Source organism: Enterobacter cloacae complex sp. 418I7 (genome assembly GCF_050030705.1).
In the GTDB taxonomy this organism is placed as follows: domain Bacteria; phylum Pseudomonadota; class Gammaproteobacteria; order Enterobacterales; family Enterobacteriaceae; genus Enterobacter; species Enterobacter intestinihominis.
This window is the reverse complement of sequence record NZ_JBLGUU010000001.1, coordinates 128817-142343: the sequence shown is the minus strand read 5'-3', so window position 1 is coordinate 142343 and position 13527 is coordinate 128817. Positions and strand designations below refer to the sequence as shown.

The following is a 13527-nucleotide window of genomic DNA, read 5'->3' as shown; positions in this document are numbered from 1 at the left end:
GCGGGCATAACTATTTTTTGTACTGGTAAAACTCCGCCAGCGTCATCCCCACGGTCTTATCTGATAACCAGGTAAAGAGCTGCTCCAGATCCTGATAAAGCCCCTCAATCGCGGCCTCGTCTTTAAAAGTAGGGCTCCCGCCAGGCATAAATTCCGACGAATGCAGCATGAACTCCACGTAGTCATTTCCCTGAGACAGGCACTGCTGCGCAACCTTAATCATCTCCTCCGCGTTACCGCCGGACGGGCGTAACCAGTTAACTGACGGAGAACGGTATTTACCGCGCAGACGATCGTAACCCTGCTTCAGGGAATTCAGCCATGCCGGGTGTTTATACTGGATGCTCATTGGCACTTCGAGGAGAAGGCTGTTTCCCGGCCGGGAAATGTCGTCTACGTCCAAAAAGTAGGCGCGATCGGGAAAATGCTGGTAATTCGTTCCGCCATTACCCTGTGGGGCACCTTTCGCGTTGCGCCAGTTCACGCGCGGCGTAACGGAACAATCTACCTGATACCCCAGCTCAATCAGTAACCGGGCGTAACGGCTGTCGAATGCCCAGCGCCCGGCGCGATGGCTGAGCATTTTTGTCTGGAAGGTCTCTTCCAGTAGGCGGGTCATGAACAGCACTTTCTCACGCATGACCTCGTCTGAAAACTCAATCAGATAAGGCTGCCAGCGCCAGTCATCACCGGTCAGATCGTGCTCCGGAGGGCTGTTCCAGGCATGGAGATGCATTCCTACCTCGCCCTGCCCCCGGGCTATGACCTCTTTCGCGAACTCAATGAACACCGGTTCGACGGCCATCTCGTAGTTGGTGAGCCAGACAGGCTTAAAGCCGAAACGCTCGCAAAGCGTCTGAAACCGCGCCAGGTAGCGCGCGTTTTCCGTTTTGATGACCCGGTGGTTCTGCCAGAGATTATCCCCTTCGGTATCGATCGTGATGATAAACGCTGGTTTTTTCATAATGAGTCCGCAAGACAAAATAGTTAGCGCTATGTTACGCACGCCCGAAAGCAGGAGTAAACCCTTCCAGGGAAATTCCTGACATTATGGAGAAAGAGTGCAAGTCGTTACCAGGTCTATTAGAATTGCCAACAGTACAACGCCGATAAGATGATGATGAATAACTTACCTGACACGCCTGATTTGCGCATTTTACTGATTAAACTTCGCCATCATGGTGACATGTTACTCACCACCCCCGTCATCAATTCATTGCGCCAGAAATGGCCTGAAGCCCAAATCGACGTCCTTCTCTATGAAGAGACGCGAGACATGCTCGCCGCGCATCCGGCAATCGGTACGATCTATGGTATCGATCGTAAATGGAAGCAGTTGGGGACGCTGAAGCACCTGCAAAAAGAGTGGCAGTTGCTTCGTGCTTTACGCGCTCAGCATTATCATCTGGTGATCAATCTTGCCGATCAGTGGCGCAGCGCGATTGTTACCCGCTTCACCGGCGCACCGGTTCGGCTCGGGTTCGCTTTTAACAAGCGCAATAATGCCTTCTGGCGTTTTTGTCACAGTGAACTGGTCTCGGTCGCCAGCCATCAGAACCTGCACACCGTTGAACAAAACCTGTCCATACTGAAACCATTACCCGTTGCCGCCAGACCCGCCGTCACCATGGCTTACAGTGCGGATGACTGGCACCATGCTCATCACAAGCTGACACAAAAGGGTGTGGGGGAACGCTATATCGTTATTCAACCCACTTCACGCTGGTTCTTTAAGTGCTGGGACGAAGGCAAAATGGCGCAAACTATCGCCGCATTGCAGCAGGACGGCCACACTATCGTCCTTACGGCGGGACCGGATAAGAAAGAGCTGGCGATGATTGACCGCATTCTTGCCGCCTCCCCGCAGACGGGTGTTGTATCGCTGGCAGGGCAGTTAACCCTGCGCCAGCTGGCCTCGCTTATCGATCACGCAGCCCTGTTCATTGGCGTTGACTCCGTCCCCATGCACATGGCCGCCGCCCTTCAGACGCCCTGCGTGGCGCTGTTTGGCCCATCAAAGTTGACGTTCTGGTCGCCATGGCAGGTTAACGGCGAGGTCATCTGGGCTGGTAACTACGGCCCGCTTCCCAACCCTGACGCCATTGATACAAAAACGACGGAACGTTATCTCGACGCCATCCCCGTTGATGCTGTCGTCTCCGCCGCAAGGAGATACCTGCAATGAAGCTTCATCGTCTGGCCATTGTGCGCCAAAAATATCGGCCGGATGGGGGAGCAGAACGTTTTGTCTCCAGGGCACTCACCGCGCTGAGCAATCAAAATCTTGAGCTCAACGTCATCACCCGCGAGTGGCAGGGCGAAAAGCAGGACGACTGGCATATTCATATCTGCGATCCACGAAAGTGGGGCCGCATCAGCCGTGAACGCGGCTTTGCACACGCCGCGCGCGCGCTGTGGCAGCAACAGCAGTTTGATATTGTACAGAGCCACGAACGTATTCCGGGCTGCGATATTTACCGCGCCGGAGATGGTGTACATCGACGCTGGCTGCTACAGCGTACGCGTATTCTTCCCGCCTGGCGCGCGAAGCTGCTCATGCACGATCGCTATCACCGCTACGTGATGAACGCCGAACGTGAAATGTACCAGGCTCCCGAGTTGAAAGCCGTTATCTGTAATGCGGAGATGATCAAGCGCGAAATCGTCGAAGACTTTGATATTGACGCAAAAAAGATACATGTGATTTATAATTCAATAGATTCCCGCCGCTTCGTTCCGGCAGAAGAGAGGCAGCGAGCTGTACTGCGTAAGCAATTTGGCTTACCCGCTGATGCCGTCATTTTCTGCTTCGTGGGTTCAGGGTTTGAACGCAAGGGGCTGGCAAGCGCTATTCAGGCTATAGCAGGAACATCGGCGTGGCTGGTTGTGGTCGGTCAGGATAAAGCGGAAAGCCGTTATCGCGACCTCGCCCGTTCATTAGGCTGTGAGGGGCAAATCCGTTTCCTGGGGATGCAAAAAGAGACGCTACCATTTTATCAGCTTTCTGATGGTTTACTGCTGCCGACGCTGTATGATCCTTTCCCTAACGTCATACTTGAAGCAATGGCCTGTGGATTGCCCGTCATTACGTCAGAGAGTTGCGGTGGTTCGGAATTTATTGAGCAAGGCCAGAACGGGTTTTACTGTGATGCACTTGATATCCACACATTGAAGGAGGCCGTCATGTCCATCCCTTCACTGGAAAAAAATAACAATATGGGGCTTGCGGCGCGTGAACGCGTCAGAGAAGCAACCCCTGAAAAACTATCAAGTCAGCTTATTTCGCTTTATCAAAAATTACTGGATTAATAATGCGCATCCTAATGATTATTGATGGTTTACCCGGTGGAGGAGCCGAAAAAACGGTTCTCACCCTCTCCAGCGGACTGACAGAACTGGGGCATCAGGTCACCCTTTTCTCCTTACGGAAGGTGTGCGACTACGCCGTTCCGGAAGGCATCGATTTTCAGGTCGTGCAGGATACCTGTAAAAAACCCTGGCGGAAGCTGACCGAGATCCCGCGTCGCGCCCGTTTGCTGGATCGCGCCATTGAGCAGGCAGAACGCAGCGGTAAATTTGACGTCGTCTTCTCGCATCTGCATAAAACCGACCGTATCGTGGCGCACAGCCGCGTGCTGGATCGCGATAAGGTCTGGTTTTGCGTACACGGGATGTTCTCCTTCTCCTATTTGCGCCATCGCAGCGGGCTTTCTCGCTGGTTTAAGCATTATAAAATTCGTCATACCTATGAAAACCGCAACGTGGTGGCGGTATCCGGCGCCGTGCTGCACGATCTGTCTGAAGTACTCGCGATCCCCCTGCGGCGCAAAGCGGTTATCCATAACCCGTTTGATATCCCTGAAATTCAGCGTCTGGCGGAAGCGCCCTTTGAGATGCAGGGGCAGAATTACATTATCCACGTTGGCCGTTTTCATGAGCACAAACGTCACGACCGGCTGCTGCGGGCGTTTGCGATGAGCAAGATTGACGCATCGCTGGTGTTGATGGGCAAAGGCTCTGACGTGAAAATTAACCAGCTCAAACAGCTTGCCGCTAAGCTGGGAATTGAAAACAAGATCGTCTTCCGCCCGTTTGAAACCAATCCTTATCCGTGGATCAAAGGTGCACGCCTTTTAGTGTTAAGTTCCGACTGCGAAGGTTTTGGTAATGTACTGGTAGAGTCCATTATCTGTCAGACCCCACCGGTGAGTACAAACTGCCCTGGCGGCCCTGCTGAGATCCTTACTGGCCCTCTGGCGCGTGGTCTGACCGCGTTAACCGACGAATCACTGGCGAAAACACTGGCAGAACTGTATGCCTCTCCGCCGGTTGTTGATCGCGAAACGATCGCATCGTTCGGTATCAACGCCATTTGCCAGCAATACATTGCTTTGGTCGACAACCAAAAATAATCAGGTTTCATATGCAAAATTCAGCGCCTTTATTAAGCGTGGTGGTTGCCGTTTATAACGGTGAAGCTTTTCTCGATCAGTTCTTTACCTGCCTTGTAAATCAACACATCGACAGTATGGAAGTCATCATCGTGAATGACGGCTCCACTGACCGCTCGATGCAGATTGTCGAAAAATGGCGCGAACAGCTGCCACAGATGCAGGTTATTGAACAACCTAATCAGGGCGTGTCCATCGCGCGTAATACCGGCCTGGCCATTGCGACCGGCCAATATCTCTCTTTCCCGGATATTGATGATGTCTTCAAACCCGGCATGTACCAGCGTCTGCTGGATATGGCCGTCACGCAGAACCTGGATGTCGCTACCTGCAATGGCAACTACGTCTGGGAAAATAACAAAAAACCGTCTCGCCCTATCTTCCCTGAAGATAAGCTCGCCTCAACGAGCGTCATGAATGGCGCGGCATGGTTAAAAAAGGCGCTGGATTCACGTAAGTTCCTGCATGTGACCTGGCTGAATATCTATCGTCACGATTTTATTCGTCAGCACGGCTTTCGTTTCGAGCCTGGCCTGCGCCATCAGGATATCCCGTGGACGACTGAGGTGCTGCTTGCTGCAGAACGCGTTCAGTACACCAGCGAACGCTTTTACGACTACTACATTCACTCCGCCTCGGTATCGCACACCCCGGATAATGACGACACGCTGATTCGCTCAGCGCGCCATTACATGAAGATCCTGAAGATGCTAGATGCCATTAACCAGCGCTACCCGGATAAAGTGAAAAATATCCCGGCCTGTCACTGGCAAATCGCCAAAGAGGGTCTGGGAATTATTCATACCTTCGACAACATGAAGGATGAAGCGAAGAAATCAATGATAATCAAAGAGTTCTTCGACACCGGGATCTGGAAGCTCATCTGGAAAAGTGCCAAAAGCCCGCGTTTGCGCTGGCGCCTGGGCCGACGCTACTTCCGTTTAAAACGGTATCTGGCATAAGAGATAGCTTTAGCACGCTTAAATGCTTAGAATTTCCCGGCCGAAACTAAAAAAACGGATAATCGCTTGGAATTGTTGTATACCGCCCTGCTCTACATCATTCAGCCACTGGTGTGGCTGCGACTGTTGCTTCGTAGCCGTAAAGCGCCTGCGTACCGTAAACGCTGGGCCGAACGCTATGGCTACTGCCGCAATAAAGTGGCGCCGGACGGTATTCTGCTGCATTCCGTGTCAGTCGGGGAAACGCTGGCCGCCATTCCACTGGTGCGTGCCTTACGCCACCGTTATCCGTCACTGCCCATCACCGTCACCACGATGACGCCAACAGGCTCAGAGCGCGTGATGTCTGCCTTCGGTAAAGACGTGCATCACGTCTACCTGCCGTACGATCTCCCCTGCGCCATGAACCGTTTCCTGAATACCGTTCGCCCTAAACTGGTGATCGTCATGGAAACTGAACTGTGGCCGAATATGATTTCCGCCCTGCATGCCCGTAAAATTCCTTTGGTTATCGCCAACGCGCGTCTGTCGGAACGCTCGGCGAAAGGGTACGGCAAGCTGGGTAAATTTATGCGTCGCCTGCTCAGCAAAATTACGCTGATCGCCGCGCAGAACGAAGAAGATGCCGCGCGCTTTATCGCCCTCGGCCTGAAGCGCAACCAGCTTGCGGTCACGGGTAGCCTGAAGTTCGATATTTCCGTCACCCCTGAACTCGCCGCCCGTGCGGTAACGCTGCGTCGTCAGTGGGCGCCGCGTCGCCAGGTCTGGATTGCCACCAGCACCCATGACGGCGAAGAAGCCATTATTCTTCAGGCTCACCGCCAGCTGCTGGAAAAATTCCCTGATTTACTGCTGATTCTGGTTCCTCGACATCCTGAGCGTTTTAAAGATGCCCGGGAGATGGTGCAAAAAGGCGGTTTCAGCTTCACCCTGCGCAGCAGCGGCGAAATCCCCTCTGGCAGCACGCAGGTGGTGATTGGCGATACGATGGGCGAACTGATGCTGCTGTACGGGATTGCCGATCTTGCATTCGTTGGCGGAAGCCTGGTGGAGCGCGGTGGTCATAACCCGCTGGAGCCGGCAGCCCACGCCATTCCCGTGCTGATGGGTCCACACACGTTTAACTTCAAAGATATCTGCGCGAAATTGCAGCAAGCCGATGGCTTAATCACCGTGACCGATGCGGACTCGGTGGTCAAAGAGGTCTCAACCCTTCTGACTGACGAAGATTACCGCCTGTGGTACGGTCGTCACGCCGTTGAAGTCCTGCATCAGAACCAGGGTGCACTGACCCGTCTGCTGCAACTTCTGCAACCTTACCTGCCGCAGCGGAGCCACTAATGTCAACGCGTCTGTCGGTCGTGATGATCGCCAAAAACGCCGCCGACCTGCTTCCGGATTGCCTGGCCTCTGTTGCCTGGGCTGACGAAATCGTCATTCTCGATTCCGGAAGTACGGACAATACGGCGGACGTTGCCCGTGCAGCCGGGGCAAAAGTCTTTACCGACACCGACTGGCAGGGCTACGGTATTCAGCGTCAGCGTGCGCAGGGTTACGCCACAGGCGATTACGTGTTGATGATCGATACCGATGAGCGCGTCACCCCGGAACTCCGACAGGCCATTCAAACGGTGCTTGCCGCGCCACAGCCCGGCGCGGTCTACAGTATCGCGCGTCGTAACTATTTCCTGGGCCGCTTTATGCGCCACAGCGGCTGGTACCCCGACCGCGTGATGCGCCTCTATGCCCGCGAGCGTTATCAGTACAACGACAACCTGGTCCATGAGTCTCTGGCCTGCGATAACGCTCAGGTCATCCCCCTGACGGGCGATCTGCTTCATCTGACCTGCCGCGATTTCGCCAGCTTCCAGCGGAAACAGCTGAACTATGCCACCGCCTGGGCACAGGAGCGGCATGCGCGCGGCAAGAAGGCCACGCTGACCGGCATCTTCACCCACACGCTGGGCGCGTTTCTGAAAACGCTGCTGCTACGTGGCGGCGTGCTGGACGGCAAACAGGGCTGGTTACTGGCGGTAGTGAATGCCCAGTATACTTTCAACAAATACACCGAGCTGTGGGCGCTGAACCGCGGCTACTCAGAGAAAACGTGAGCCATGAGCACAAAAGCGATTTATCCGGGTACCTTCGATCCGATCACTAACGGTCATCTTGATATCATCACCCGTGCGGCGTGTATGTTCGACAAGGTGATTCTGGCCATTGCCGCCAGCCCGAGCAAAAAGCCGATGTTTGACCTGAACGAACGCGTGCAGCTTGCCACCGATGCGATTTCGCATTTGTCTAATGTTGAGGTCGTCGGATTCAGCGATTTGATGGCAAACTTTGCCCGTGCTCAGCAGGCCAATATCCTGATCCGCGGTCTTCGCGCGGTAGCAGACTTCGAATATGAGATGCAGCTGGCGCACATGAACCGCCATCTGATGCCGGAGCTGGAGAGCGTATTCCTGATGCCCTCCAAAGAGTGGTCCTTCATCTCTTCTTCGCTGGTAAAAGAGGTGGCGCGCCATCGCGGGGACGTTACCCACTTTCTGCCGGTTAACGTCCACCAGGCGTTGATGGAAAAGTTAAAGTAACCCTACTTCTGGCACTGACGACAGTAAAACGTGGCGCGCTGAGCGTGCTTCGTGGCAATAATCGGCGTCCCGCATGCTCTGCACGGTTCCCCCTTACGACCATAAACCTGCAACTCCTGCGCAAAATAGCCCGGCTTCCCGTCGCTTTGCAGAAAATCCTTCAGCGTCGTCCCGCCCTGCTCAATTGAGCGCAGCAGTACCGCTTTAATCACTCTGACCAGCAGCTCGCACTCCTGCGCAGACAGCGAAGAGGCCAGCCGATCGGGATGGATCCCGGCGGCAAACAACGATTCGCTGGCATAGATATTCCCCACGCCCACGACCAGCTTGTTATCCATCAGCCAGGGTTTGATCGGGGTTTTCTTTCTCGCGCACTTCTCTTTGAGATAATCCGCGTTAAACGCCTCTGAGAGCGGCTCAGGTCCAAGATGCGCCAGCACGTTGTGCCCTTCCAGCTCTTTGGTCCACAGCCATGCACCAAAGCGACGCGGGTCGGTGTAACGCAGCACCTTGCCGTTACTCATCACCAGATCAACGTGGTCGTGCTTTTCCGCAGGCAACTCTTCGGTGAGGATGCGCAGGCTTCCCGACATGCCCAGATGGATAATGATCCAGCCGTCAGGCAGCTCCAGCAGCAGGTATTTCGCGCGGCGCTGTACGCTCAGGACGGGTTTATCGCTTAACGCGTGGATCTCATCGGACACCGGCCAGCGCAGACGCCCGTTGCGAACGACAGCATGAAGAATAGTCGCGCCAACCAGATGGGGCTCAATGCCGCGGCGGCTGGTCTCTACCTCAGGTAATTCAGGCATGGTTCCTCCGTTGAGATGCAGAATGCAAAAAACCCCGCAGTTGCGGGGTTTTTCAATACAAGGAGACTAAAATTATTTGATTTTAGCTTCTTTGTACAGTACGTGCTGGCGTACAACTGGATCGAATTTTTTCAGTTCCAGTTTTTCCGGCTTAGTACGTTTGTTCTTCGTGGTGGTGTAGAAGTGACCTGTACCAGCAGAAGAAACCAGCTTGATTTTCTCGCGAATACCTTTAGCCATGATTTATTTCCTCTTTAAGTACTTAGTACTTTTCGCCACGGGCACGCAGTTCGGACAGAACTGTATCGATGCCTTTCTTATCGATTACACGCATACCTTTAGCAGATACGCGCAGGGTGACAAAACGCTTCTCGCTCTCAACCCAGAAACGGTGAGAGTGCAGGTTCGGCAGGAAACGGCGTTTAGTCGCGTTCAGTGCGTGGGAACGGTTGTTACCGGTCACCGGACGCTTGCCAGTAACTTGGCAGACTCGGGACATGTCTATTCTCCAAAAATCAAATTAGCTCGAGCTTCGTATGGGGTATCGGCGCCTCGTCAGGCTTTACAGCCCGGTCATCGCATAGTTCTATTGAACTCTCGATTGCCAGGCCCAAATGCCAAACCCGAGATTCTCAAAGGTGGCGTAGTATACGCTGACTCGGCGGTGTGCTCAAGTCCCGAACAGACAAAGATCCCGATGGATCGCGAGAAAAGGCCTAAATCCAGCCACGTTCGGCAAAAGAAATGTACTCTCCGCGGCCAATTATCAGATGGTCCAGCACACGAATGTCCATGAATTGACAGCATTTGATAATACGTTCGGTAATTGCTTTGTCAGCTCTGCTTGGTTCTGCACAGCCAGAGGGGTGATTATGCGCGAGGATCACGCCGGCTGCATTCACTTTTATCGCTTCCCGCACAATTTCACGCGGATGCACCTCAACGTGGCTCAATGTTCCCGAAAAAAGGCGGGTATGTTTCAGTACCCGGTTTTTGTTGTCGAGAAAGATCACCATAAAGATCTCCCGCTCCAGATCGGAAAGCTGGCTTTGCAGAAATTCGCGGGTCATATCGGGGGTGAGGATCGGGTCTTCTTCCTCCATACGCACGTTGTAAAATCTCCGGGCCAGCTCCGCAATGCCCCGTAATTGGGCATATTTCGCCACGCCAATACCCTCAACGTGCGTAAACGCCTCCAGCTCGGCGGTCAACAATCCATACAGTGAGCCGAAATGCTCTATCAGCTCTTTCGCCAGCGTAAATACCGTTTTCCCCGGCGTGCCTGTGCGTAAAAAGAGCGCCAGCAGCTCGTCGTCCTTTAACAACGTGACGCCATGGCGCAGCATTTTTTCACGCGGTAGCAGCAGTTCAGTCTCTTCCATGCCCGGCCTCCTTCTGTTTGCCATTATGCTGCCACAGGCAAATTCGGGGCTCGACGCTGGCGTTTCGTTCTTGCGTAGCGCCTCGCAAAGTGAATTAAGGACATCATCACCCCGTTTTAGGGATTGTGATAAAATGCCCGCTCTCTGGTGAAACCCAACAGGAAAGAATCATGATGAGCCTGGCCGGTAAAAAAATCGTTCTTGGCGTCAGCGGCGGTATTGCTGCCTATAAAACGCCAGACCTGGTGCGCCGTTTGCGCGAGCGCGGGGCCGACGTACGGGTCGCGATCACCGAAGGCGGCAAAGCCTTTATCACCCCGCTGAGCCTGCAAGCCGTCTCGGGATACCCGGTATCCGACAGCCTTCTCGACCCGGCAGCCGAAGCCGCAATGGGCCATATTGAGCTGGGGAAATGGGCCGATCTGGTTATCCTTGCCCCCGCCACGGCAGATGTAATTGCCCGCGTGGCGGCCGGGATGGCGAACGATCTGGTAACGACCATTTGCCTCGCCACGCCTGCGCCCGTCGCGGTTGTACCCGCAATGAACCAGCAGATGTATCGCAACGCCGCTACCCAGCATAATCTGGATACGCTGGCCTCGCGCGGCCTGCTAATTTGGGGACCGGAGAGCGGCAGCCAGGCCTGTGGCGACGTGGGGCCAGGGCGTATGCTCGACCCATTGACGATTGTTGATATGGCCGCCGCCCATTTCTCGCCTGTCAACGATCTGCAACATCTCAACATCATGATTACCGCGGGCCCCACGCGCGAGCCGCTGGATCCGGTGCGATACATCACCAACCACAGCTCCGGCAAAATGGGCTTTGCAATTGCTGCCGCGGCAGCCAAACGCGGCGCGAACGTGACGCTGGTGAGCGGCCCGGTGTCGCTTACCACCCCTGCGTTTGTGCGGCGTATTGATGTAACTACCGCGCTGGAAATGGAAGCCGCCGTACAGGCGCATGCTCAACAACAGCATATTTTTATCGGCTGTGCGGCCGTTGCTGATTACCGCGCCGAAACCATTGCCGACGCCAAAATTAAAAAGCAAGGTGATGAATTAACAATAAAAATGGTGAAGAACCCGGATATCGTTGCCGGTGTCGCCGCATTGAAAACTCATCGTCCTTACGTTGTTGGGTTTGCCGCAGAAACGAATAATGTGGAAGAATATGCCCGGCAAAAACGTACCCGCAAAAACCTCGATTTGATTTGCGCGAACGACGTATCGCTGTCCACGCAAGGATTTAACAGCGACAGCAACGCATTGCACCTTTTCTGGCAGGATGGAGATAAAGTCTTACCGCTTGAGCGCAAAGAACTCCTGGGCCAACAATTACTGGACGAGATCGTTACCCGTTATGATGAAAAAAATCGACGTTAAGATTCTGGACCCGCGCGTTGGCGAGCAATTTCCGCTGCCAACGTATGCCACCTCCGGCTCTGCCGGTCTTGACCTGCGCGCCTGTCTCGATGACGCCGTAGAACTGGCGCCGGGTGCAACGACCCTGATCCCGACCGGGCTGGCGATTCACATTGCTGACCCGTCACTGGCAGCGGTGATCCTGCCGCGCTCTGGCCTGGGCCATAAGCATGGCGTCGTGCTGGGTAACCTGGTCGGCCTGATCGACTCTGACTATCAGGGTCAGCTGATGGTATCCGTCTGGAACCGTGGCCAGGACAGCTTCACCATTGAACCGGGCGAGCGTATTGCGCAGATGGTGTTTGTACCGGTGGTGCAGGCAGAATTTAACTTGGTGGCAGACTTCGACGTTACCGACCGTGGCGAAGGCGGCTTCGGCCATTCCGGGCGCAAATAACCGCCCGACAAACACGCATCTCACAGCGCCATAATGCAATAACAAACCGCAAACGTCAGTTTGCGGGTCGCTGTGTGGTTGCCAGCCTGACAAGTGCTTATTTTCAGGGGTATTTTGTAACATGGCAGAAAAACAAACCGCGAAAAGGAATCGTCGCGAAGAAATACTTCAATCTCTGGCTCTGATGCTTGAATCCAGCGACGGCAGTCAACGCATCACCACCGCCAAGCTGGCGGCCTCTGTGGGCGTGTCAGAGGCGGCGCTGTATCGTCATTTCCCGAGCAAAACCCGGATGTTCGACAGCCTGATCGAGTTTATCGAAGATAGCCTGATAACGCGCATCAACCTGATTCTGAAGGATGAAAAAGACACCAGCACGCGTCTGCGTCTGATTGTGCTGCTGATTCTGGGCTTTGGTGAACGTAACCCGGGTCTGACCCGTATTCTTACCGGCCACGCGCTGATGTTTGAACAGGATCGTCTGCAAGGCCGTATAAACCAGCTTTTTGAGCGTATCGAAGCCCAGCTTCGTCAGGTTCTGCGCGAGAAGAAAATGCGGGAAGGTGAGGGATATAATACGGATGAGACGCTGCTGGCAAGCCAGATCCTGGCATTTTGCGAAGGGATGCTCTCCCGGTTTGTGCGCAGCGAGTTTAAATATCGACCAACGGACGATTTTGACGCCCGCTGGCCGTTAGTGGCAGCACAATTACAGTAACGCCATCGCCGGATGGCGGCTTCGCCTTATCCGGCCTACGAACAGGTAGGCCCGGTAAGCGTAGCGCCACCGGGCAACGCAATTAAACCCCGAACTCTTCGCGATACGCTTTTACCGCCGCCAGGTGATCCGCCATCTCAGGCTTCTCTTCCAGATATGCAATCAGGTCTGTCAGCGTGATGATAGAGATCACTTTGCAGCCATAATCGCGTTCCACTTCCTGAATAGCAGAGATGTCGCCACGCCCGCGTTCCTGACGATCGAGCGAAATCAGCACACCCGCAAGCGTTGCACCGTTAGCCTGGATAATTTCCATCGATTCACGGATCGCGGTACCTGCGGTGATCACGTCATCCACCAGCATCACGCGGCCCTGCAACGCACTGCCTACCAGATTGCCGCCTTCACCGTGGGTTTTGGCCTCTTTACGGTTAAAGCAGTACGGTACGTCGCGGTCATGGTGCTCCGCCAGCGCCACCGCCGTGGTGGTTGCAATTGGAATGCCTTTGTACGCGGGGCCAAACAGCAGATCGAAATCAATCCCGGAATCTACCAGCGCTTCGGCATAGAAGCGGCCTAACAGTGCCAGGTCGCGCCCGGTATTAAACAGCCCGGCGTTGAAGAAATACGGGCTTTTACGCCCGGATTTCAGCGTGAACTCGCCAAACTTAAGTACCTGCTTGTTAAGCGCAAACTCAATAAACTGGCGCTGATACGATTTCATGGATTTGCTCCTTTGTCTTTTCAGTCTTACAGGCAAAAAAAAGGCGACTCATTGGTCGCCTTA

General features: G+C 54.3%; 16 protein-coding genes. 10 read left to right on the top strand and 6 right to left on the bottom strand.

Annotation, left to right across the window (positions count from 1 at the left end; all coding sequences use genetic code 11):
• Positions 1-10 precede the first annotated feature (10 nt).
• Positions 11-964: a polysaccharide deacetylase family protein gene (locus ACQG0S_RS00715; protein WP_048966553.1), complete on the bottom strand. Its 954-nt coding sequence runs from the start codon at positions 962-964 to the stop codon at positions 11-13.
• A 150-nt stretch (positions 965-1114) separates the two neighbouring features.
• Here ACQG0S_RS00715 and rfaQ point away from each other — a divergent pair, with 150 nt between their 5' ends.
• The 7 genes from rfaQ to coaD all read left to right on the top strand — a co-directional run bounded on the left by rfaQ (position 1115) and on the right by coaD (position 8007).
• Positions 1115-2185, top strand: coding sequence for a putative lipopolysaccharide heptosyltransferase III (rfaQ, locus tag ACQG0S_RS00710; RefSeq protein ID WP_023299024.1), 1071 nt, complete (start codon positions 1115-1117; stop codon positions 2183-2185).
• Complete coding sequence (locus tag ACQG0S_RS00705; RefSeq protein WP_023299023.1) at positions 2182-3309, top strand: glycosyltransferase family 4 protein; 1128 nt, start codon at positions 2182-2184, stop codon at positions 3307-3309. Before rfaQ ends, ACQG0S_RS00705 begins: the two co-directional genes overlap by 4 nt.
• A 2-nt stretch (positions 3310-3311) precedes the next feature.
• Positions 3312-4412 carry a glycosyltransferase gene (locus ACQG0S_RS00700; RefSeq protein ID WP_038415026.1) on the top strand — a complete coding sequence of 367 codons (1101 nt, stop codon included), beginning with the start codon at positions 3312-3314 and terminating at the stop codon, positions 4410-4412.
• An 11-nt stretch (positions 4413-4423) separates the two neighbouring features.
• Positions 4424-5413: a glycosyltransferase gene (locus ACQG0S_RS00695; RefSeq protein ID WP_032626584.1), complete on the top strand. Its 990-nt coding sequence runs from the start codon at positions 4424-4426 to the stop codon at positions 5411-5413.
• Positions 5414-5479: 66 nt separating this feature from the next.
• Entirely contained in the window at positions 5480-6754 is a 1275-nt protein-coding gene (waaA, locus tag ACQG0S_RS00690) for a lipid IV(A) 3-deoxy-D-manno-octulosonic acid transferase (protein ID WP_003860874.1), read from the top strand.
• Entirely contained in the window at positions 6754-7524 is a 771-nt protein-coding gene (locus ACQG0S_RS00685; RefSeq protein WP_003860875.1) for a glycosyltransferase family 2 protein, read from the top strand. The genes waaA and ACQG0S_RS00685 overlap by 1 nt, the downstream gene beginning before the upstream one ends.
• Before the next feature lie 3 nt (positions 7525-7527).
• Positions 7528-8007: a pantetheine-phosphate adenylyltransferase gene (gene coaD, locus ACQG0S_RS00680; RefSeq protein ID WP_022646622.1), complete on the top strand. Its 480-nt coding sequence runs from the start codon at positions 7528-7530 to the stop codon at positions 8005-8007.
• A 2-nt stretch (positions 8008-8009) separates the two neighbouring features.
• Here the strand turns inward: coaD and mutM are convergent, their stop codons facing one another.
• The 4 genes from mutM to radC all read right to left on the bottom strand — a co-directional run bounded on the left by mutM (position 8010) and on the right by radC (position 10201).
• The gene (gene mutM / locus ACQG0S_RS00675) at positions 8010-8819 is read right to left on the bottom strand and encodes a bifunctional DNA-formamidopyrimidine glycosylase/DNA-(apurinic or apyrimidinic site) lyase (RefSeq protein ID WP_023305207.1); all 810 of its coding nucleotides are present in this window, start codon (positions 8817-8819) and stop codon (positions 8010-8012) included.
• 72 nt (positions 8820-8891) lie between these two features.
• Entirely contained in the window at positions 8892-9059 is a 168-nt protein-coding gene (rpmG, locus tag ACQG0S_RS00670) for a 50S ribosomal protein L33 (protein ID WP_003024094.1), read from the bottom strand.
• A 22-nt stretch (positions 9060-9081) separates the two neighbouring features.
• Positions 9082-9318, bottom strand: coding sequence for a 50S ribosomal protein L28 (gene rpmB / locus ACQG0S_RS00665; RefSeq protein ID WP_002436699.1), 237 nt, complete (start codon positions 9316-9318; stop codon positions 9082-9084).
• Positions 9319-9535: 217 nt separating this feature from the next.
• A complete protein-coding gene (gene radC, locus ACQG0S_RS00660) occupies positions 9536-10201 on the bottom strand; it encodes a RadC family protein (RefSeq protein ID WP_022646621.1) in 666 nt (221 codons plus the stop codon).
• A gap of 173 nt (positions 10202-10374) precedes the next feature.
• Here radC and coaBC point away from each other — a divergent pair, with 173 nt between their 5' ends.
• From coaBC to slmA, 3 genes are all read left to right on the top strand, one after another.
• Positions 10375-11586, top strand: a complete 1212-nt coding sequence (gene coaBC, locus ACQG0S_RS00655) for a bifunctional phosphopantothenoylcysteine decarboxylase/phosphopantothenate--cysteine ligase CoaBC (protein ID WP_087878399.1) — start codon at positions 10375-10377, stop codon at positions 11584-11586.
• A complete protein-coding gene (gene dut / locus ACQG0S_RS00650; RefSeq protein ID WP_032626594.1) occupies positions 11564-12022 on the top strand; it encodes a dUTP diphosphatase in 459 nt (152 codons plus the stop codon). Before coaBC ends, dut begins: the two co-directional genes overlap by 23 nt.
• Positions 12023-12143: 121 nt before the next feature.
• The gene (slmA, locus tag ACQG0S_RS00645; RefSeq protein WP_003860901.1) at positions 12144-12740 is read left to right on the top strand and encodes a nucleoid occlusion factor SlmA; all 597 of its coding nucleotides are present in this window, start codon (positions 12144-12146) and stop codon (positions 12738-12740) included.
• A gap of 82 nt (positions 12741-12822) precedes the next feature.
• Here slmA and pyrE read toward each other — a convergent pair whose 3' ends face one another.
• Positions 12823-13464, bottom strand: coding sequence for an orotate phosphoribosyltransferase (gene pyrE / locus ACQG0S_RS00640; protein WP_023305206.1), 642 nt, complete (start codon positions 13462-13464; stop codon positions 12823-12825).
• Positions 13465-13527: the final 63 nt, after the last annotated feature.

Coding starts and splice junctions, on each gene's coding strand:
- ACQG0S_RS00715 (WP_048966553.1), bottom strand. CDS start 964: ATGAAAAAACCAGCGTTTATCATCACGATCGATACCGAAGGGGATAAT.
- pyrE (WP_023305206.1), bottom strand. CDS start 13,464: ATGAAATCGTATCAGCGCCAGTTTATTGAGTTTGCGCTTAACAAGCAG.
- ACQG0S_RS00700 (WP_038415026.1), top strand. CDS start 3,312: ATGCGCATCCTAATGATTATTGATGGTTTACCCGGTGGAGGAGCCGAA.
- coaBC (WP_087878399.1), top strand. CDS start 10,375: ATGAGCCTGGCCGGTAAAAAAATCGTTCTTGGCGTCAGCGGCGGTATT.
- slmA (WP_003860901.1), top strand. CDS start 12,144: ATGGCAGAAAAACAAACCGCGAAAAGGAATCGTCGCGAAGAAATACTT.
- rfaQ (WP_023299024.1), top strand. CDS start 1,115: ATGATGATGAATAACTTACCTGACACGCCTGATTTGCGCATTTTACTG.
- ACQG0S_RS00685 (WP_003860875.1), top strand. CDS start 6,754: ATGTCAACGCGTCTGTCGGTCGTGATGATCGCCAAAAACGCCGCCGAC.
- coaD (WP_022646622.1), top strand. CDS start 7,528: ATGAGCACAAAAGCGATTTATCCGGGTACCTTCGATCCGATCACTAAC.
- rpmG (WP_003024094.1), bottom strand. CDS start 9,059: ATGGCTAAAGGTATTCGCGAGAAAATCAAGCTGGTTTCTTCTGCTGGT.
- radC (WP_022646621.1), bottom strand. CDS start 10,201: ATGGAAGAGACTGAACTGCTGCTACCGCGTGAAAAAATGCTGCGCCAT.
- rpmB (WP_002436699.1), bottom strand. CDS start 9,318: ATGTCCCGAGTCTGCCAAGTTACTGGCAAGCGTCCGGTGACCGGTAAC.
- ACQG0S_RS00705 (WP_023299023.1), top strand. CDS start 2,182: ATGAAGCTTCATCGTCTGGCCATTGTGCGCCAAAAATATCGGCCGGAT.
- ACQG0S_RS00695 (WP_032626584.1), top strand. CDS start 4,424: ATGCAAAATTCAGCGCCTTTATTAAGCGTGGTGGTTGCCGTTTATAAC.
- dut (WP_032626594.1), top strand. CDS start 11,564: ATGATGAAAAAAATCGACGTTAAGATTCTGGACCCGCGCGTTGGCGAG.
- mutM (WP_023305207.1), bottom strand. CDS start 8,819: ATGCCTGAATTACCTGAGGTAGAGACCAGCCGCCGCGGCATTGAGCCC.